We start from the raw sequence: 17,385 nt of genomic DNA on the forward strand, positions 1-17,385 counted from the left end.
CAGGCCGTCAGCTCGCGGCGGGCAGGACCGCCGTGGCTCAGCCGAGCGCGGCCTCCGCCGCGGCGAGGAAGGCGTCGTTCTCGGCGGGGGTGCCGATGGTGACCCGGACTCCGTCGCCGGGGAAGGGACGTACGATCACGCCGCGCGATTCGCAGGCCCGGCCGAACTCCACCGCCTGGTCACCCAGGGGCAGCCAGACGAAGTTGGCCTGGCTGGTCGGTACGTCCGGGACCAGCTTGCGTACCGCCTCGATGACCCGGCCCCGCTCGGCCACGACCAGGGCGCAGCGCCGCCGCACCTCGTCGGCCTGGGCGAGGGCCGCAAGTGCGCCGGCCTGGGCGGCCGCGCTGGCGGAGAAGGGCGTGACCACCTTTCGGATGGCCGCGGCCACCTCCGGCTGGGCCACCAGGAAGCCGATCCGGAGCCCGGCCAGGCCCCAGGCCTTCGACAGGGTCCGCAGCACCGCCACGTTCGGTCGGTCCAGATAGCTGAGGCCGTCCGGCACCTCCGGGTCGGTAACGAACTCCCGGTAGGCCTCGTCGATGACCACCAGCACGTCGTCCGGGACCTGGTCGAGGAAGCGCTCCAGCTCGGCTCGGCGTACCGCGGTGCCGGTGGGGTTGTTCGGGTTACACACCAGGACCATTCGGGTGCGATCCGTCATCGCGGCCGCCATCGCGGTCAGGTCGTGCCCGTGCCCGGCGTCGTTGCTGACCCGTACGCTGGTCGCCCCGTTGGTCGCCGCGATGATCGGGTACGCCTCGAACGAGCGCCAGGAGTAGAACAGCTCGTCACCGGGCATGCAGGTGGCCCGGACCAGGTGATCGGCGAGCGCCACCGACCCACAGCCGGTGGCGATTCGCTCGGGGTCCACCCCGTACTGCTCGGCGAGGGCCGCGCGCAGCGCCACCACGCCCATGTCCGGGTACCGGTGGGCGCCCGTGGCGGCCTCGGTGACCGCCGCCACCACGCCGGGCAGCGGGCCGTACGGCACCTCGTTGCTGGCCAGTTTGATCGCCTCGGGCAGGCCCAGTTCACGGGCCAGGTCGGCCGGGCTGCGTCCCGGCACGTAGCTGGGCAGTACGTCCAGGTCGGCGCGGGTGAGCCGGGGTGCCGGCCGGCGTCGTCCGGTATCGGTCATGAGGTGTCTCCCGGGGGTGCGGGGCGGTCGTTCGGGACGGGGGTGCGGGGTAGCTGAACCACCACGGTCTGCGCCCGCTTGTCGTGCAGGGCCTGCCGGAGCGGACGGTCGAACAGCGGTGAGAGGGAGTCGATGAGCTGCAACAGGAAGCCGACGCAGCAGAACCAGAGCAGGGTGGGCAGGCCGAGCGTGTTCCAGCGGCGCAGCGCCCGCCCGAAGCCCAGCGGTGCGGCGGCGCTCACCGGTAGCACCTGCAGGCCCATCACCCGTTTGCCGAAGGTCTGTCCGCGGCTGGCCATCGACGGTACCTCGTAGGCCATCCAGAGCGCCGTGGCGATCAACAGAATCGCGATCTGGAGGCCGCCGGCCTGGTCCCCCGCCGCCGGTAGCTGCTCGGTGGTGGTGTCCTGCTCAACGATCCGGCGCCAGGCCTCGGCGATGGGCGGGGACATCTGCTGGATGTACTGCCAGACGAACCAGAAGTTCACCACCACGTTCAGCGCGAGGACGATGGCGATGTCGATGAGGCGAGCTGCCAGTCGGGCCCCCAACCCGGCCAGCGGCAGCCCGTGCGGACGAGGCTCGAGCTGTTGGCCAGGCCAGGTCGGATACGGCGCGCCCGGTGGTGGCCCGCCGGCTGGCCCCGGGTATGGCGCGCCTGGTGGTGGCCCGCCGGCCGGGCCCGGGTGTTGGCCGCCCGGCGGGGGTCCGTACCCCCGCGGCGGGGTGCCGGGCCCGGACGGGGCGTGCTGCCCCGCCACGGCGCCCGGCTGACCGGTGGGGAGGCCGGGCTCCTCGGGCCGGGTAGCCGGTTTCGGCTCCGGCTCCGGCTCGGGCTCCGGCGGCGGCGGGCCCGCCGGGGGTGTGGCCTCGGCCGGGATGGGCGCACCGAGCCAACCCTCGCCGTCCCAGTACCTCCAGGTGTCCGGGTCGGCGGGGTCCAGATACCAGCCAGGTGCGACGCTCACCGCGCCACCTCGTTCTGCTCGCTCACCTGGACACCTTAACGACGGTGGTTGGCGGCCCGGCCGTGGCGGCCGCCAACCACCGGCCGTCACAGGTTGCCGCGCTTCTCCTGTTCCCGCTCGATGGCCTCGAAGAGCGCCTTGAAGTTGCCCTTGCCGAAGCCGAGCGAGCCGTGTCGCTCGATCAGCTCGAAGAAGACGGTCGGGCGGTCCTGCACCGGGTTGGTGAAGATCTGGAGCAGGTAGCCGTCCTCATCCCGGTCAACCAGGATCCGGCGGGCCTTCAGCTCCTCGATCGGCACCCGGACCTCGCCGATCCGGGCCCGCAGCTCCGGGTCGTCGTAGTACGAGTCCGGGGTCTCCAGGAAGTCCACTCCCGCCGCGCGCATCGCGTCTACGCTGGCCAGGATGTCGTTGGTGGCCACCGCGATGTGCTGGGCCCCGGGGCCCTGGTAGAAGTCCAGGTACTCGTCGATCTGCGACTTCTTCCGGGCGACCGCCGGCTCGTTGAGCGGGAACTTCACCTTCCGGGTGCCGTTGGCGACCACCTTGCTCATCAGCGCCGAGTAGTCGGTGGCGATGTCGTCGCCGACGAACTCCGCCATGTTGGTGAAGCCCATCACGCGCTGGTAGAACTCGACCCACTCGTCCATCCGGCCCAGCTCGACGTTGCCGACGACGTGGTCGATCGCCTGGAAGAAGCGTTTCGGCTGGACGCCGGCGTCGATCATCGGCTGGCGGTCGACGATCGGCCGGCGGGCGACGTAGCCGGGCAGGAACGGACCGCGATAGCGGGAGCGGTCCAGCAGGGTGTGGCGGGTGTCGCCGTAGGTGGCGATGGCGGCGAGCCGGACCGTGCCGTGTTCGTCGCTGACCTCGTGTGGCTCAGCCAGGCTGGTCGCGCCCTGGGCGACGGCGTGCGCGTACGCCGCGTCTACGTCGGGGACCTCCAGCGCGATGTCGCAGACCCCGTCGCTGTGCTGGGCGACCTGCTCGGCGCCGGGCGCGTCCGGGCGGACCGCGCCGGTGAGGACGAACCGCGCCGAACCGCTGGTCAGCACGTACTGGGCGTGGTCCCGGTAGCCCTGCTCCGGCCCCCGGTAGGCCACGCAGGTCATGCCGAACGCGGTGGAGTAGTAGTGCGCGGCCTGCTTGGCGTTGCCGACCAGGAAGTGCACGTGGTCCAGGCCCTTGACCGGGAACGGGTCGCGGCTGATGTCGTGGTCAACGGCGCCGACCAGCAGGTCGGCGTCGACCTCGTCGTTCGACTGGGGTCGGTCGATCGCCTGGGTCATGGTGGCCCTCCCTCGCGTACCGGCCGGCCTGGTGGGCCGCAGCCGTGCTCCGTTAGTGCTGTGTTCCTCCAGTGAATATCGCTGTGTTCCCGCTCACTGGGCAACTGTTGTTGATCAGGCTGGTCAGGTTGCACAAGCGGTAGGGTCCTTACCTATGAGCACTGGTCATTTTGTCCAGCTGGACAGCCTCGATGTTGGCCTGATCGAGCTCTTAGCCGAGGAACCGCGGATCGGAGTACTGGAGTGCTCCCGTCGCCTCGGGGTGGCCCGGGGCACCGTGCAGGCGCGGCTGGACAAGCTGATCGCTCGAGGGGTGATCGACGGGTTCGGCCCCGCCGTGTCCCCGGCCGCCGTCGGGTTCGGGGTAACCAGCTTCGTCACTCTGGAGATCAGCCAACGACACGGGCGCGAGCCGGTCGTCGCCCACCTGGCGGCGATCCCGGAGGTGCTCGAGGCGCACACCATCACCGGCTCCGGTGACCTGCTCTGCCGAATCGTGGCCCGTTCCAACGCTGACCTGCAACGGGTGATTGACCAGATCGTGTCGCACGAGAGCATCCGACGCACCTCGACGATCATTGCCCTGGCCGAGCAGATCCCGCACCGGGTTCTGCCCCTGCTCCGCTCCGCGCTGCGGGGGACGGCACCGACGGCTGCGGAGAACGCCCGGTCCACTCAGCCGTTCTCGGCGAGCGCGTCCCCCAGCGCGGTGCGGCGGTAGCGGACCGTGCGGCCGGCGCGGGCGCGGGTCACCAGGCCGGCCTCGCGCAGCACCGCCAGGTGGTCGCCGACGCCGCCCAGGCTCAGACCGAGTTGGGCGACGAGTTGACTGGTCGTCGCGGGAGCTGCCAGGGCGCGCAGCACCGTCGCGCGGCCCCGACCAACGAGTCGGTCCAGCGCCTCCACCGGCCGGGCTGGGTCCGGGGGGCCGAGTAGTTCGGCGACCCCGGCGGCCCGGTAGACGATCGCGTACGGCCCGGGCTGCTCGATGTAGCACATCAGGGCGCCGAAGACGGTGGGCACGAAGAGCATTCCGCGCCCGGCCAGCGGGTACGTCCGCGGATCCCGGTCGGCGATGTCGAGGAAGCCGACGGCCGGGCCGGGGACCCAGCGCAGCCGCGGGTCCAGGTCCGCGACCGCCGCACCCCAGCCGTACGCGAGCAGCCGCCCGGCCCGGTACAGCAGGTCCCGCTCCAGGACGGCCCGTAGCCGCGGCCACTCCGGCTCGACCAGCGTGACCCAGGCCGCTTCGATCCCGTCGGCGAGTTGGTCCACCACCGTCGGCGACTCGTAGATCCGCCGGGCGTTCGCCGGTGGGGTGCGGTGGCCGGCGAGGTTGCGGGCCAGTTCGGCGCGGGCCCGCGCCAGTGGAGTCGACCGGACCAGGGCGAGTTCGTCGGCGAACTCCCGCGCCGTGCCGTCCGGCGGCGGTTGGAAGAAGTCCGCGTTGTACGCGTCCCGGCGCTGCAACGCCAACAGCGCATCGATCGCCGGCACGCTTCGCCGCAGCTGCTCGAAGGCGTGGCGGGCCCGGGTCACCCACGGGGTCAGCCCGGTGACCTCGTTCTGCCCGGCGCAGAGCCACAGCGCCCACACCGCCTCCCCGAGCGGCGAGATGGCGTAGCGGCTCACCGCCACGTCCGCCGAGGTCACCTCGATCCGCATGCCGCTCCTTTCGCTGGTGAACGAAAGGATAGGTCGTTGCCGGGCGGCTCCCCACACTTGCTCGGGTGATCGTTACCAACTCCCGTCCCGTCACCTTCCGGGACGTCTTCGCCATCGCCGAGTTCCGGGCGCTCTTCGGCGGCTACAGCGTGTTCGTGATCGGCGAGACGGGAAGATGCTCGCCCTGTCCGTGCTGATCTACGAGCGCACCGGCTCCGGGCTGCTCGCCGCGTTGGCGTACGTGACCGGGTTCCTGCCGCACGCGGTCGGCGGGGTGTTCCTGCTCGCCCTCGCCGACCGGTGGCCGCCGCGGCGGCTCATCGTCGGCTACGACCTGTTCCGGCTCGCCATGGTGGTGGTGCTCGCGCTCGGCGTGCTCTCCCCGGCGGCCATGCTCGGCCTGGTCGCGGTCGTCGGTCTCCTCGCCCCGGTCAGCAGCGCCGCCCGCAGTGCGCTGCTGCCGGAGATACTGCACGGCGACGCGTACGTGCTGGGGCGGTCGGTGCTGACCGTGGCGGCCGGGGGCACCCAGGTGGCCGGGTTCGCCCTCGGTGGCCTGCTGCTCGGGCTGGTCGGCCCGTACGGGGCGCTCTGGCTCACGGCGGCCACCTGCCTCCTCGCCGCGCTGCTGGCCCGGGTCGGGCTGACGTCGCGAGCGCCCCGGGTGCGGACGGCCGCCGGAAACGCCGTCGGGGAGACCTGGCGGGTCAACCGGACACTCCTCGCCGACCGGCGGGTACGCGGCCTGCTCCTGGCACAGTGGATTCCCGGCTCGCTGCTGGTCGGGGCCGATGGCGTGCTCGTGCCGTACGCGGCCGAGCTCGAACCGGCGGCCAGTGCCGGCCTGCTGCTGATGGCCGGCGCCTTCGGGATGCTCCTCGGTGACCTGCTGGTCGGACGGTTCGTCGGGCCCGCCCGCCGGGAGGCGTTGACTCCGTGGCTGGCGCTGCTGCTCGGCGTGCCGATGCTGGCTTTCGTGGCCGAGCCGGGCCAGTGGCCGGCGGTGGTGCTGCTCACGGTCGCGACCGCCGGTTTCGCCTACCAGCTCGGGCTGGCCCGGCGGTTTCTCGACGCGGTGCCGGAAGCCCGCCGGGGGCAGGCGTTCGGGCTGCTGGGCACCGGCCTGATGGCGGGGCAGGGATTGGCCGCCGCGGCCGGCGGGGCGTTGAGCGAGGTGGTCGCTCCCGGCACTGTGATGGCACTGGCCGGGGTGGCGTCGCTCGCCGCGACGGTGGTGCTCTGGCGGGTGCTGGCCCCGTCGCCTACACCAGCCGCGGCGGGGGCTCTGCGTTAGCGCGCGGGGCGGGCCCGCGCGTGTCGGGTGCGGGTGCGATGCGGGTCCGCGCGTGTCGGATGCGGGCGCGGCGGGGTGCGGCGGACGGGGCGGGCGGCTACCGTGTCCCGGTGGTGAAGGGGCGCGGCCTTGGTAAACCGGGTTGGCTGCTGCTCGGGCTCGTGACGGTCGTCGTGCTCTCGGTAAGCGGGGTCTGGAACCCGTTCCCCGGCGTGTGGGAATGGGTGAACCGCAGTGCCCCGATCGGCGGGCCGGGCGTGGTCTGGCAGCAACGCATCGGTGGCACCCCGCGTAGCGTCACCATCGCCGGGGAGGCCGTCGTGGTCGAGCAGCGCACCCGGGTGGAGGCGGTACGGCTCGCCGACGGCACGCCGCTCTGGAAACACAAGGCCGACTGGTCGGCGGTCGCCGGTACGGGTCAGGACGCCGTCGTCGTGGTGGGCAAGCTACTCACCCGGGGCTACGAGGTGCTCGACCCCGTCACCGGCGCCACCCGGCGGCGGGACAGCGACGCGGTCGCGGTCTGGACCTGGCAGAACCTACTGCTCGACGCGCGTTGCCCGGCCCCTACCGACTGCACGCTGCAGGCCTGGGATCCCCGTGGCGACACCCCGCTGTGGACGGCCTACCTGCCCGGCGTCCGAAGTGGCCTGCTCGGCGACAACCCGGGGCTGCTCGACACCCGCCGGATCGAAGCCGTCCGGATCGACAACGAGATCTCCGGCCCGGAGCCGGTGCCCGGGCTGCTCGGGTTTCCGGTCGATGGTCGCGTGCACGTGCTGGACACCGCAACCGGACGGGTGCTCGTCGACATCGAACCCAACCGGGACGAGCGACTGTCGGTGGTCGGTGGTCGGATGCTGCGGCTCACCGCCACCTCCGAGGAGGGCAACTGCCGCTACGCCATCTCGGGATGGGACCCGCTGTCCGGGCGGGAGACCTGGCAACGCGCGGGCGTCAACTTCGGCACCGCCGACGCCATCGGCTGCGCCCAGCGCCGGGACCCGCTGGGTGCCCGCAGCGTGCTGATCGGGATGTCGCCGGACGGCAAGCAGGCAGTCCTCGACGCCTACGACGGCCGGCTGCTGCTGGTCACCGACCCGGGCACGAAGATCGTCGCCGTGGACGATCGGTACGCCCTGGTCCGCGCGGCCGACGAGCGCTCGGTCTCCGCCCGCGAACTGGGTGGTGGCGAAACCCGCTGGACTCGCCCCGCCGAGGAGGAGCCGAGGGCGGCGCTCACCCCGTCCGCGGCGGTTTTCGCCGAGCAGGATCCGTCCCGGCTCGTCGCGCTCGATCCGGGTACCGGTGCTGAGCTGGCGAACCTCCGTACGGCGGCGAACGCGCTCGCGGTCGGCGCGAACGGCATGGTCATCGGTGAGGGCCGGCAGATCGGGTACGTCTCCTTCCAGCCGACCGGCCCCGCGGGGTGAGAGCGCTGTCCCAGGACCTACCCGGCGGGTGGGACCGGACGGCTCTTCTGCCCTAGGCTTTCCGCTCATGAGCAGTGCCGCCTCCTTCTCGTACGCACCCCTGCTGCCGACCGGTTCGGACCAGACGGAGTACCGCCTGATCACCGACGAGGGCGTTGACGTCGTCAACGGCCCCGGTGGTCGCCGATTCCTGACTGTGGAGCCGGCCGCGCTCACCGCGCTGACCGCCGAGGCGATGCACGACATCGCGCATTTTCTGCGCCCCGCGCACCTGGCGCAGCTCCGGTCGATCATCGACGACCCGGCGGCCTCGCCGAACGACCGTTTCGTCGCGCTGGACCTGCTGCGCAACGCCAACATCGCCGCCGGTGGGGTGCTCCCGATGTGCCAGGACACCGGCACGGCGATCGTGCTGGGCAAGCGGGGCCGGCATGTGCTCACCGACGGGGCAGACGCCGAGTCGATCTCCCGGGGGGTCTGGCAGGCGTACACCCGGCTGAACCTGCGTTACTCGCAACTCGCCCCGCTGACCATGTGGGAGGAGCGCAACACCGGCAGCAACCTGCCGGCGCAGGTGGAGCTTTACGCCGAGGACCCGGACGGGCAGCCGGACGCGTACAAATTCCTCTTCATGGCTAAGGGCGGTGGCTCGGCCAACAAGTCGTACCTGTACCAGGAGACCAAGGCGCTGCTGAATCCGACTCGGATGATGCAGTTCCTGGAGGAGAAGCTGCGGTTGATCGGCACGGCGGCCTGCCCGCCGTACCATCTGGCCGTCGTCATCGGCGGCACCAGCGCCGAGTACGCGTTGAAGACCGCCAAGCTGGCCTCCGCGAAGTACCTCGATGGGCTGCCGACCGCGGGTTCGATGACCGCGCACGGCTTCCGCGACCTGGAGCTGGAGGCTGAGGTGCTGGAGCTGACCCGGGGCTTCGGCATCGGCGCGCAGTTCGGTGGCCGGTACTTCTGCCACGACGTGCGGGTGGTCCGGCTGCCCCGGCACGGCGCGTCGTGCCCGGTGGCGATCGCCGTGTCCTGCTCGGCGGACCGGCAGGCGGTCGCGAAGATCACCCCGTCGGGGGTGTGGCTGGAGCGACTGGAGACGGACCCGGCGCGCTACCTGCCCGACGTGACGGAGTCCCAGCTGGAGTCGTCGGAGGTGGTCCGGGTCGACCTCAACCGGCCGATGGACGAGATTCGCGCCGAGTTGAGCAGGTACCCGGTCAAGACCCGGCTGTCGCTGAGCGGCCCGCTGGTCGTCGCCCGGGACATCGCCCACGCCAAGATCGCCGAGCGGCTGGACGCTGGCGAGCCGATGCCGGCCTACCTGCGGGATCACGCGGTCTACTACGCCGGCCCGGCGAAGACCCCCGAGGGATACGCCTCCGGCTCGTTCGGCCCGACCACGGCGGGCCGGATGGACGCGTACGTGGAGAAGTTCCAGGCCGCCGGCGGATCGATGGTGATGCTGGCCAAGGGCAACCGCTCCACCCAGGTCACCCGCTCCTGCCAGGAGCACGGCGGCTTCTACCTCGGCTCGATCGGCGGCCCGGCGGCCCGGCTCGCCCAGGACTGCATCAAGCACGTCGAGGTGCTCGAGTACGCCGAGCTCGGGATGGAGGCGGTCTGGCGGATCGAGGTGGAGGACTTCCCGGCCTTCATCGTGGTCGACGACAAGGGCAACGACTTCTTCGCCGAGGTGACCAAGCCGGTCCTCACCGTCGGCCGTCGCTGACATCGGTGCGCCCGTTCGGCTACGGCCGAACGGGCGCACCGCCCCCGTCGAATGTGTCTTCGACTGCCCGATCTGGATTGTCGACCGTCGCTCTCTTGATCCGCTCTCACCGTGCTATCGCTGTAGCCAAGCCTGTTTTAGGCCGGAAGCTACCCTGCTGGAAGCTGCAAAGACGGCAGGGGAGGGAGTATGCGGTTTGGGATCCTGGGCCCACTGCGGGTCGGTGGCGAGGCCACCGTCACCGCGGGTCGGGATCGGACCATCCTCGCGATGCTGCCACTGCAGGCTGGCCGGATCGTGCCAACGGAGGAGTTGGTTGACGCGGTCTGGGAGGAGCAGCCGCCGGCTACTGCACGCGCCCAGCTGCAGACCTGTGTGTCCCGGCTGCGGCGCCGTTTCACAACCCTCGGGCTTCCCCCGGAACTCATCGTCACCGACCCGGTCGGCTACGGCGTCCGTACCGCGCCGGGTGATCTCGACGCCGAGGTGTTCGCCCACAAGGTGGCTGCCGCTCGAGCGGCGGTCACCGCTGGCCAACTGGTTGACGCCCGTCGGCGTCTCCGTGCCGCGCTCGCGCTCTGGCGGGGGCCGGCGCTGGGCGGCATCGCCGGTCGGAGCGTACGCGGGCGGGCTCAGACGCTCGACGAGCAACGGGTGACGGTGCTGGAGGAGTGTGTTGCCGTTGAGCTGCGGCTCGGCAACGCCGTCGACCTGATTGACGCGCCTCGACGATCAGGCTGCGGTGGCGCTGACCCTGAACTACCTGGCCTCGGCGCACTATCGGCTGGCGCAGTTCCCTGAGGCGATCACCCTGATGTCGCGGGGTCTTCAGGTATGCCGCCGGCTCGGGCTGCGGCAACAGGTGGTGGGCGGACTGATAAATCTTGGAGCCGCCCATTCCAGCAATGGCGACTACCGGCGCTGCCTGGAGTTTTACGACGAGGCGATCAAGTCTGCCGATGCCCGGACTGGGCAGGGTAGGCTTGCCGAGCTGACGAACAACAAGGGCTGCGCGCTCGCCTACTGGGGCCGGTACGAGGAAGCCCTGCGCACGTTTCGGCTGCACATGGCGCTGGCCCGACAGCTCGATGATCTATGGGGACTGGGCCGGTCGTTCGCGCACACCGGCATGATCCGGCACCGGATGGGGGACATCGAGCCGCCCGGCGCCTGCTCCGGGCGGCACTACGGCTCATGCGGCGGGTCGGCAACAGCTACGGCGAGGGCGAGGTCCTCAACGAGTTTGGCGTGTTGGCGCGGGAGGCTGGGCGGCTCGGGGAAGCCGCGCGGCTGCACCGGGAGGCGCTGATCGCGATCAACAGGTCCGGCGACCGGGTTGGTGCGTGTGCCTCCCGCAACCTGTTGGCTCGGGCGATCGCCGAGCAGGGGGACGGGCCCAGCGCGTTGGATCTCTTCCGCCGGGTGCTGCAGGACGCCCAGAAGATCAACCATCGGTACGAGCAGGCGCGGGCCCTGGACGGCATGGCCCGCTGCCTGCGGTCGACGGACGCGAGTGCGGCGCGAGCGCACTGGACCCAGGCGCTTGCCCTGTTCGACCAGGTTGACGTGCCGGAGCGACACGAGGTGCGGCGGCTGTTGACTGAGCTAGGGTGAGCGGCTCGGGGCGCCGGTTCTCCGGCAAGGTTCGGGCGGGCCTCAGCCCGAGGATCACGCCGATTCCGACGACGACCGCGCCGACGATGTCCGCGCTCGAGGGGTGGCCGGTGCCCAGCAGCGCCGTGGCCGCGACCGCGCTGGCCGGCGCGATGCCGGCGGCGAGCCCAGCCCGATCGGCGCCGAGGCGAGAAATCGCCCCGTACCAGAGTACGAAAGCGAGCGCGGTGACGACGACAGCGAGATAGGCCAGCCCCAGCGCCTGCCCGATGGTCGGGAGGGGAACCGCGCCCTGCCCGTCGGCGACGACGGCCGCGATGAGAAGTACGGGCACCGCCAGCGCCGACGCGTACGTCGAGACCCGCAATGGGCCCAGCCTCGGTAGCAACGGGACGGCGAGCAGCGAGAACGCCACCTCGGCGGCCAGTGCCCCCAGCGCCCACGCCAGCCCGGTGACACTGCCGCCACCGTAGCCCTGGGTCAGCACCACGCCGGCCGTTACCACGATTGCGGCGGCTACCACCCGCCCGCTGGGCGGCCGACGCCGTAGCAGCGGAGCCAGGAGCGCGAGCATGATCGGAACGCCACCGATGACGGCCCCGACGCTGGACGGGTCGGCATGCCGTACGGCCTGCACATAGCAGACGTTGAATCCGGCCAGGCCGGTGCCGGCGAGGAGCGTCAGGCGTACCACCTCGCGCGGCGACAGGCGCAGGTGTGACACCCGCTGCAGGCGCATGAACAGCAGCAAGACCAGGGCCGCGCCGGTGTAGCGCAGCAGCTGGCCGCCGAACGTCGGATAGTCGGTGAGCCCGGCGAGGACAGCCGCCGAGCTGCCGACCAAGGCCATCGCCACGACGCCGTACAGAGTCCCCCAATATCGGCTCAAAATGCTTTCTCCTTGACGCGGCGGCATGGTCTACCGGTCCGTTGCTCTAGCGTGGCGATTGCCGGGATGTCACGTCGTTCCTGCGTGATCGCTTTAGTGAAGCCGGCATGGTGGGTCGGGCACCAGACCAGATGGGGAAGGTGAGACCAGACCAGATGGCATGGCAGCTCCAACTCAATCTGGACCGACAGTCCACCACGCCCCTGATCGAACAGCTGCGTAGCGGCATCAAGAGCATGATCGAGGCCGGCGCCCTGCGGCCCGGGGCGCCGTTGCCGTCCAGCCGACTGCTCGCGGCCGACCTACGGATCGCACGCAGCGTGGTGGTCGAGGCGTACCAGCAACTGACCGCCGAGGGTTACCTGATCTCGGTGGACCGCTCCGGTACGCGGGTCGCGAATCTGGCTCCCGCCCAGGACCGTGCCGTCACCGGGGCATCCGGGGAGCCCGCCCTCAGCACCGTTTCCGCGCGGTGGGACCTTCGCACCGGACTCGCGGATGTCAGCGGCTTCCCCCGCGCCGAATGGCTCACCTGCCTGCGGCGGGTGCTGCAGACCGCGACGCCGGAGCACCTGGAGTATCCAGCTCTGGCCGGAGCGGCGGAGCTGCGGAGCGAACTCACCTCCTATCTCGGACGGGTTCGGGCTGTCCGCACCACCGCCGACACCTTGATGACCACTGCGGGTTTCGCGCAGGGCCTCGCGCTGCTGTCGAACATGCTGTTGGATCTCGGACACGCGACCGTCGCCGTCGAGGATCCCGGACATCCGGGGCAGCGAAGGTTCCTCGAAGACATCGGGCTGCGTCCGGTGCCGGTGCCGGTTGACGACGAGGGGATCGACGTGCAGGCCTTGGCCGCCAGCGAGGCGCGGGCGGTGCTGGTGACACCGGTGCACCAGTTCCCGACCGGTGTCGTGCTGTCCGAGTCGCGGCGTGCGGCGCTGGTGACCTGGGCGCGGAAGGTCGACGGGATCATCGTCGAGGACGACTACGACGCAGAGTTCTGGTTTGACGATGCCGAACGTCCTCCCGCCGTCCAAGGCCTCGCTCCCGAGCGGGTGGTCTACGGCGGGTCCGCCAGCAAGACGCTCGCCCCGGGGCTTCGGATCGGGTGGCTCGCCGCGCCCGCGCACCTCACGCCGGTGCTGGAGCGGGCCCGCGCCCGCCAGGACCTGGGCAGCTCCACCATCGATCAGCTCGGGTACGCCGACTTCATCGCCACCGGACGGCTCGAGCGGCACCTGCGCCAGATGCGCAGGCGCTACCGGGAGCGGCTGGAAGCGTTTACTGCCGCGGTGGCCAACCTGCTGCCCGACTTCCGGTTGATCGGCTCACCCGCCGGTCTGCATACGTTCCTGGCGATTCCGCCGTACCTTGGCGAGCGGGCGTTGGTGGATGCCGCAGCGCGACGCGGCGTGGTCGTGCGGGGGGCGGACCACTTCGCCTTCCACCATCGTCCACCGACACCGGGGCTCGTCGTCGGGGATGCCGTCCACTCTCGCGACTCGCTTGTCGGAGCCGCCTCCGCGTTGGCCGCCGCGGTCCGGATGATCAGGACCGATTGAGCGGCTCGGGGTGAATATCCGCGCGGCGCGGTCGTGCGCGGCAGGATGGTGGGGTGAAGAATCCTGAGGCGACGGGCAACCGGATCGAACGCGACTCGATGGGCGAGGTGGAGGTGCCCGCCGAGGCACTGTGGCGGGCGCAGACCCAGCGCGCGGTGCAGAACTTTCCGATCTCGGGGCGGGGGATGGAGCCGGCTCAGATCCGGGCACTGGCCCAGATCAAGGGTGCCGCGGCCGAGGTCAACGGTGAGCTGGGGGTGCTCGACCCGAAGGTGGCCGCCGCGATCGCCGCCGCCGCGGCGCACGTGGCCGACGGTGGGTACGACGACCAGTTCCCCGTCGATGTTTTTCAGACCGGCTCCGGCACGTCGTCGAACATGAACGCCAACGAGGTGATCGCCACCCTGGCCAGTCGGAAGCTCGGCGCTGACGTGCACCCGAACGACCACGTGAACGCGTCGCAGTCGAGCAACGACGTCTTTCCGTCCTCGATCCACCTGGCCGCCACCGAGTTTGTGACCCGGGACCTGCTGCCCTCCCTGGAGCACCTGGCGGAGGCGTTGGAGAGCAAGGCCGCCGAGTTCGAGACGGTGGTCAAGGCGGGGCGTACCCACCTGATGGATGCCACGCCGGTCACTCTGGGCCAGGAGTTTGGCGCGTACGCCGCGCAGGTTCGCTACGGCATCGATCGGCTGGAGTCGGCCCTGCCCCGCCTGGCCGAGCTGCCGTTGGGCGGCACCGCCGTCGGCACCGGCATCAACACTCCGCTGGGCTTCGCGGCGCGGGTGATCGAGCGGCTGCGTACCTCGACGGAGCTGCCGCTGACCGAGGCGCGAAACCACTTCGAGGCGCAGGGTGCACGGGATGCGCTGGTCGAGACCTCCGGGCAGTTGCGGACGATCGCGGTCGGTTTCTACAAGATCGCGAGCGACATCCGCCTGATGGGCTCCGGCCCCCGGGCCGGCCTGCAGGAGTTGCGTCTCCCGGACCTCCAGCCCGGGTCGTCGATCATGCCCGGCAAGGTCAACCCAGTGGTCTGCGAGGCGGTCCGCCAGGTCTGTGCGCAGGTGATCGGCAACGACGCGACGGTCGCCTTCGCCGGCTCCCAGGGCGACTTCGAGTTGAACGTCATGCTCCCGGTCATGGGCCGCAACCTGCTGGAGTCGATCAAGCTGCTGGCCGCGTCGGGGCGGCTGCTGGCGGACCGGTGCGTGGTCGACCTGGTCGCGAACGTCGAGGTCTGCTTGTCGTACGCGGAGGGCTCGCCATCCATCGTCACCCCGCTCAACCGGCATCTCGGGTACGACGAGGCCGCTTCGATCGCGAAGGAGGCTCTCGCGAAGCAGGTTTCGATCCGGGAGGTGGTGGTCTCCCGAGGGCACCTCGATTCCGGCAAGCTCACCGAGGAGCAGCTTGACGAGGCGCTTGACCTGCTCCGGATGACGCACCCCTGACGGATTGTGCCTGTTAGTCGTCGGCCAGGCCCGGCTGCCAGCCCTGCTCCACTGACTGTCGGCACCGGTCGGGGTCGTCTCCGGTGGCGGTGAAGAGTGCGGTCAGCAGGAGGGGGCCGTGGGCGAGGGTCGGCCGGGGCAGGGGGCCGGTGGCGACCAGGGAGACCAGGCCGTGGGCGACGGCCCAGCTCTGGGTGGCCAGTTCGAGTGGGTTGGTGTCGGCGCGGTAGCGGCCGGCTCGCCGGCCTCGTTCGGCGGCCTGGACCAGGTATTCCAGGGTGTCGTCCGCCGCCTGGGCGTCTTCCAGGTCGAAGTTGGCGTCGAACATGACCCGGTACAGGTCGGGGTGGTCCAGGGCGTTGCCCAGGTAGGCGGTGACCAGGGCGGTCAGGTCCCGGACCGGGTCCGCCGAGGGCGTGACCTGGGCGAGTCGGGCGCCCAGGCGGGTGAAGCCCTCCTGCCGGAGCGCCTTCCACATGCCGTCCATCCCGCCGAAGTGGGTGTAGACGGCCATGGTCGACATGCTCGTGCCGGCCACCAGCGAGCGGAGGGTGATGGGCTCGCGGGTGCGGAGCATGTGCGCGGCCCGCTCGATGAGTTGGGTACGGACCGCTGGGTCTTTCCTCCTGGCCACAACCCCAGGATACATAACATAGCTGTGCTATGTTTTGATGGTCCAACCGACAGCTCCACGAAAGGGAGTCAGCATGACCATCACCCTGGTTAACCCCGAAGGGCTGCCAAAGGTCGACCTCTACTCGCAGGTGGCGGTCGCCACCGGGTCTCGGCTGGTCTTCCTCGCCGGCCAGGTCGCCGTCGACACCGACGGGAACACGGTTGGCGTGGGCGACCTCGCTGCCCAGGTCGAGCAGTGCTACCTCAACGTCGCCACCGCCCTGGCCGAGGTCGGCGGCTCCTTCGATGACGTGGCGAAGTTGACCGTGTACGTCGTCGACTGGACGCCCGACAAGATGGCGCTTTTGGGAGAGGGGATCGCGCGGGCGGCGGCGAAGCTGGGCGTCACCCTGGCCGCCCCGTTGACCGGCCTGGGCATCAGCGCGCTCGCCGGCCCCGACCTGCTGGTCGAGGTCGAGGCCACGGCGGTCCTCGACACACTGCCACGTTGAGTTGGCCGAGGTCGGCGTGGCGCAGGTCGATGTTTCCCTGGGCGCTGCCCTGGCCCGCCCAGGGAAACAGCACAGCTCAGCGCAGGATCTGGAACCGCAGGTGGGTCGCCTGGGGCGTATCGATCACACCGATGTTCTCCAACCGCAGAGCGGTAGCGTCGAACAGCTTGATCCCGCCGTCGATCACCATGGGCCGTACCGCCAGCCGAATCTCGTCAACGAGCCCCGCGGCCAGGCACTGCTGGGCGAGCTGGGCGCCACCGCCGATGATGACCTCGCGCTCACCCGCGGCGACCTGGGCACGGCCCACCGCCTCGGCCACGTCCGGGATGAAGTGGAAGACGGTGTCCCCTTTGGCCACCTGCTCCGGCCTGCTGTGCGAGACGACGAAGTGCTCGACCGCGAACGGGTTGTCCACGAACCCGTCCTGGCTGGCACCCTGGTCGTAGGTGCGTCGCCCCATGACCATCGCACCCATGCTGCGCTGCAGCTCCTCGACGATCGCCTGGCTCTCCGGCGAGGGGGCGAAGAACCAGTCATGCAGCGCTTCGGACCCGCCGTCCGGCCCGGCTATGCAGCCATCTACCGACATCGTCATATCTAGCACTACTTTTCCCATGGCACCCCCACCGGTTGCTGGCATCCTGTTCCGCGAGCCGGGAATAGCGCTCCTGCCCACCTCTCCGAGTGCTGAGGTGTCATGATCACAAGCGGCTCGCCTCCGCCGATGTCATCATCACGCACCGACATTCCGGCGCCCCGTCGACTCACCGGGGTGCCCCCACCGCATGGCGGTGCTAGTCAATCTCGTCGTCCTGATCTGAATTCATCGCTGGCGGGCTGGCTGGGACTGTGGCGTTTTCCGTGTTTAGGCCTGTGGTGTGATCGAGGTTGTTAGATGGTGATCCGGTCGCCGTAGGCGAGGATCAGGGCGTTGAGGGCCTTGGCCCAACCGTAGACCCGGCCGGTGATGCTCCCACTCTTGCGTTTCTGTTGGACGACGAGGTAGAGGACCTTCATCGCGGCCTGCTCGGTGGGGAAGTGCCCGCGGCGGCGGGCGGCTTGCCGGAACCGGGCGTTGAGGGACTCGATGATGTTGGTGGTGTAGAGGACCTTGCGGACCTCGTGGTCGTAGTCGAGGAACGGCACGAACTGTGGCCATGATGTTCGCCAGAGCCGGATGACGGCTGGGTAGCGGTCGCCGAACT

General features: G+C 70.6%; 13 protein-coding genes and 4 pseudogenes. 9 read left to right on the plus strand and 8 right to left on the minus strand.

Features of this window, described 5'->3' with window-relative positions; all coding sequences use genetic code 11:
- Window positions 1–37 precede the first annotated feature (37 nt).
- The 3 genes from hisC to hppD form a co-directional block, all read right to left on the minus strand.
- Window positions 38–1,141, minus strand: coding sequence for a histidinol-phosphate transaminase (gene hisC / locus K228_RS0105240; RefSeq protein ID WP_025617466.1), 1,104 nt, complete (start codon window positions 1,139–1,141; stop codon window positions 38–40).
- The gene (locus K228_RS0105245; RefSeq protein ID WP_025617467.1) at window positions 1,138–2,109 is read right to left on the minus strand and encodes an RDD family protein; all 972 of its coding nucleotides are present in this window, start codon (window positions 2,107–2,109) and stop codon (window positions 1,138–1,140) included. The genes hisC and K228_RS0105245 overlap by 4 nt, the downstream gene beginning before the upstream one ends.
- 86 nt (window positions 2,110–2,195) lie before the next feature.
- On the minus strand, window positions 2,196–3,401 hold the full coding sequence (gene hppD / locus K228_RS0105250) for a 4-hydroxyphenylpyruvate dioxygenase (RefSeq protein ID WP_025617468.1): 1,206 nt from the start codon (window positions 3,399–3,401) through the stop codon (window positions 2,196–2,198).
- A 154-nt stretch (window positions 3,402–3,555) separates the two neighbouring features.
- Here hppD and K228_RS0105255 point away from each other — a divergent pair, with 154 nt between their 5' ends.
- Window positions 3,556–4,122 (plus strand): Lrp/AsnC family transcriptional regulator, encoded by a 567-nt coding sequence (locus K228_RS0105255; protein ID WP_025617469.1) that lies wholly within the window; start codon window positions 3,556–3,558, stop codon window positions 4,120–4,122.
- Here K228_RS0105255 and K228_RS0105260 read toward each other — a convergent pair.
- Window positions 4,077–5,066, minus strand: coding sequence for an ArsR/SmtB family transcription factor (locus K228_RS0105260; RefSeq protein ID WP_025617470.1), 990 nt, complete (start codon window positions 5,064–5,066; stop codon window positions 4,077–4,079). The genes K228_RS0105255 and K228_RS0105260 overlap by 46 nt on opposite strands.
- Before the next feature lie 65 nt (window positions 5,067–5,131).
- On the opposite strand from K228_RS0105260, the pseudogene K228_RS25340 reads away from it, so the two are divergent.
- The 5 genes and pseudogenes from K228_RS25340 to K228_RS30355 all read left to right on the plus strand — a co-directional run.
- Window positions 5,132–6,360: pseudogene (locus K228_RS25340) on the plus strand (MFS transporter).
- A gap of 59 nt (window positions 6,361–6,419) precedes the next feature.
- On the plus strand, window positions 6,420–7,793 hold the full coding sequence (locus K228_RS0105270) for an outer membrane protein assembly factor BamB family protein (RefSeq protein WP_033776532.1): 1,374 nt from the start codon (window positions 6,420–6,422) through the stop codon (window positions 7,791–7,793).
- A gap of 67 nt (window positions 7,794–7,860) precedes the next feature.
- Complete coding sequence (locus tag K228_RS0105275) at window positions 7,861–9,528, plus strand: fumarate hydratase (protein WP_025617472.1); 1,668 nt, start codon at window positions 7,861–7,863, stop codon at window positions 9,526–9,528.
- A gap of 189 nt (window positions 9,529–9,717) precedes the next feature.
- Window positions 9,718–10,248: pseudogene (locus K228_RS30350) on the plus strand (AfsR/SARP family transcriptional regulator); the annotation flags it as partial.
- A 1-nt stretch (window position 10,249) separates the two neighbouring features.
- Window positions 10,250–11,142, plus strand: a pseudogene (locus tag K228_RS30355) (tetratricopeptide repeat protein); the annotation flags it as partial.
- 109 nt (window positions 11,143–11,251) lie between these two features.
- Here the strand turns inward: K228_RS30355 and K228_RS0105290 are convergent.
- Window positions 11,252–12,058 (minus strand): annotated as a pseudogene (locus tag K228_RS0105290) (EamA family transporter); the annotation flags it as partial.
- 128 nt (window positions 12,059–12,186) lie between these two features.
- On the opposite strand from K228_RS0105290, the gene pdxR reads away from it, so the two are divergent.
- Both pdxR and K228_RS0105300 read left to right on the plus strand, forming a co-directional pair.
- On the plus strand, window positions 12,187–13,596 hold the full coding sequence (gene pdxR / locus K228_RS0105295; protein ID WP_025617476.1) for a MocR-like pyridoxine biosynthesis transcription factor PdxR: 1,410 nt from the start codon (window positions 12,187–12,189) through the stop codon (window positions 13,594–13,596).
- 53 nt (window positions 13,597–13,649) lie between these two features.
- Window positions 13,650–15,050, plus strand: a complete 1,401-nt coding sequence (locus K228_RS0105300; RefSeq protein WP_025617477.1) for a class II fumarate hydratase — start codon at window positions 13,650–13,652, stop codon at window positions 15,048–15,050.
- A 13-nt stretch (window positions 15,051–15,063) separates the two neighbouring features.
- Here the strand turns inward: K228_RS0105300 and K228_RS0105305 are convergent, their stop codons facing one another.
- Window positions 15,064–15,684 (minus strand): TetR/AcrR family transcriptional regulator, encoded by a 621-nt coding sequence (locus tag K228_RS0105305; RefSeq protein WP_188116168.1) that lies wholly within the window; start codon window positions 15,682–15,684, stop codon window positions 15,064–15,066.
- 73 nt (window positions 15,685–15,757) lie between these two features.
- Between K228_RS0105305 and K228_RS0105310 the strand changes: the two genes are divergently transcribed.
- Window positions 15,758–16,177: a RidA family protein gene (locus tag K228_RS0105310; RefSeq protein WP_025617479.1), complete on the plus strand. Its 420-nt coding sequence runs from the start codon at window positions 15,758–15,760 to the stop codon at window positions 16,175–16,177.
- 76 nt (window positions 16,178–16,253) lie between these two features.
- Here the strand turns inward: K228_RS0105310 and K228_RS0105315 are convergent, their stop codons facing one another.
- Together K228_RS0105315 and K228_RS0105320 are read right to left on the minus strand one after the other, a co-directional pair.
- Window positions 16,254–16,796, minus strand: coding sequence for a dihydrofolate reductase family protein (locus tag K228_RS0105315; protein ID WP_281171559.1), 543 nt, complete (start codon window positions 16,794–16,796; stop codon window positions 16,254–16,256).
- 275 nt (window positions 16,797–17,071) lie between these two features.
- A partial coding sequence (locus K228_RS0105320; RefSeq protein ID WP_025617481.1) for a transposase occupies window positions 17,072–17,385 on the minus strand: 314 nt, incomplete at its 5' end.

It is taken from the genome of Salinispora cortesiana, from assembly GCF_000484695.1.
GTDB lineage: Bacteria > Actinomycetota > Actinomycetes > Mycobacteriales > Micromonosporaceae > Micromonospora > Micromonospora cortesiana.

What these genes read in the sequence shown, in the direction of transcription:
- hisC (WP_025617466.1), bottom strand. Translation starts at nt 1,141, where the DNA reads ATGACCGATACCGGACGACGCCGGCCGGCACCCCGGCTCACCCGCGCC.
- hppD (WP_025617468.1), bottom strand. Translation starts at nt 3,401, where the DNA reads ATGACCCAGGCGATCGACCGACCCCAGTCGAACGACGAGGTCGACGCC.
- K228_RS0105255 (WP_025617469.1), top strand. Translation starts at nt 3,556, where the DNA reads ATGAGCACTGGTCATTTTGTCCAGCTGGACAGCCTCGATGTTGGCCTG.
- K228_RS0105260 (WP_025617470.1), bottom strand. Translation starts at nt 5,066, where the DNA reads ATGCGGATCGAGGTGACCTCGGCGGACGTGGCGGTGAGCCGCTACGCC.
- K228_RS0105270 (WP_033776532.1), top strand. Translation starts at nt 6,420, where the DNA reads ATGCGGGCGCGGCGGGGTGCGGCGGACGGGGCGGGCGGCTACCGTGTC.
- K228_RS0105275 (WP_025617472.1), top strand. Translation starts at nt 7,861, where the DNA reads ATGAGCAGTGCCGCCTCCTTCTCGTACGCACCCCTGCTGCCGACCGGT.
- pdxR (WP_025617476.1), top strand. Translation starts at nt 12,187, where the DNA reads ATGGCATGGCAGCTCCAACTCAATCTGGACCGACAGTCCACCACGCCC.
- K228_RS0105310 (WP_025617479.1), top strand. Translation starts at nt 15,758, where the DNA reads ATGACCATCACCCTGGTTAACCCCGAAGGGCTGCCAAAGGTCGACCTC.
- K228_RS0105315 (WP_281171559.1), bottom strand. Translation starts at nt 16,796, where the DNA reads ATGGGAAAAGTAGTGCTAGATATGACGATGTCGGTAGATGGCTGCATA.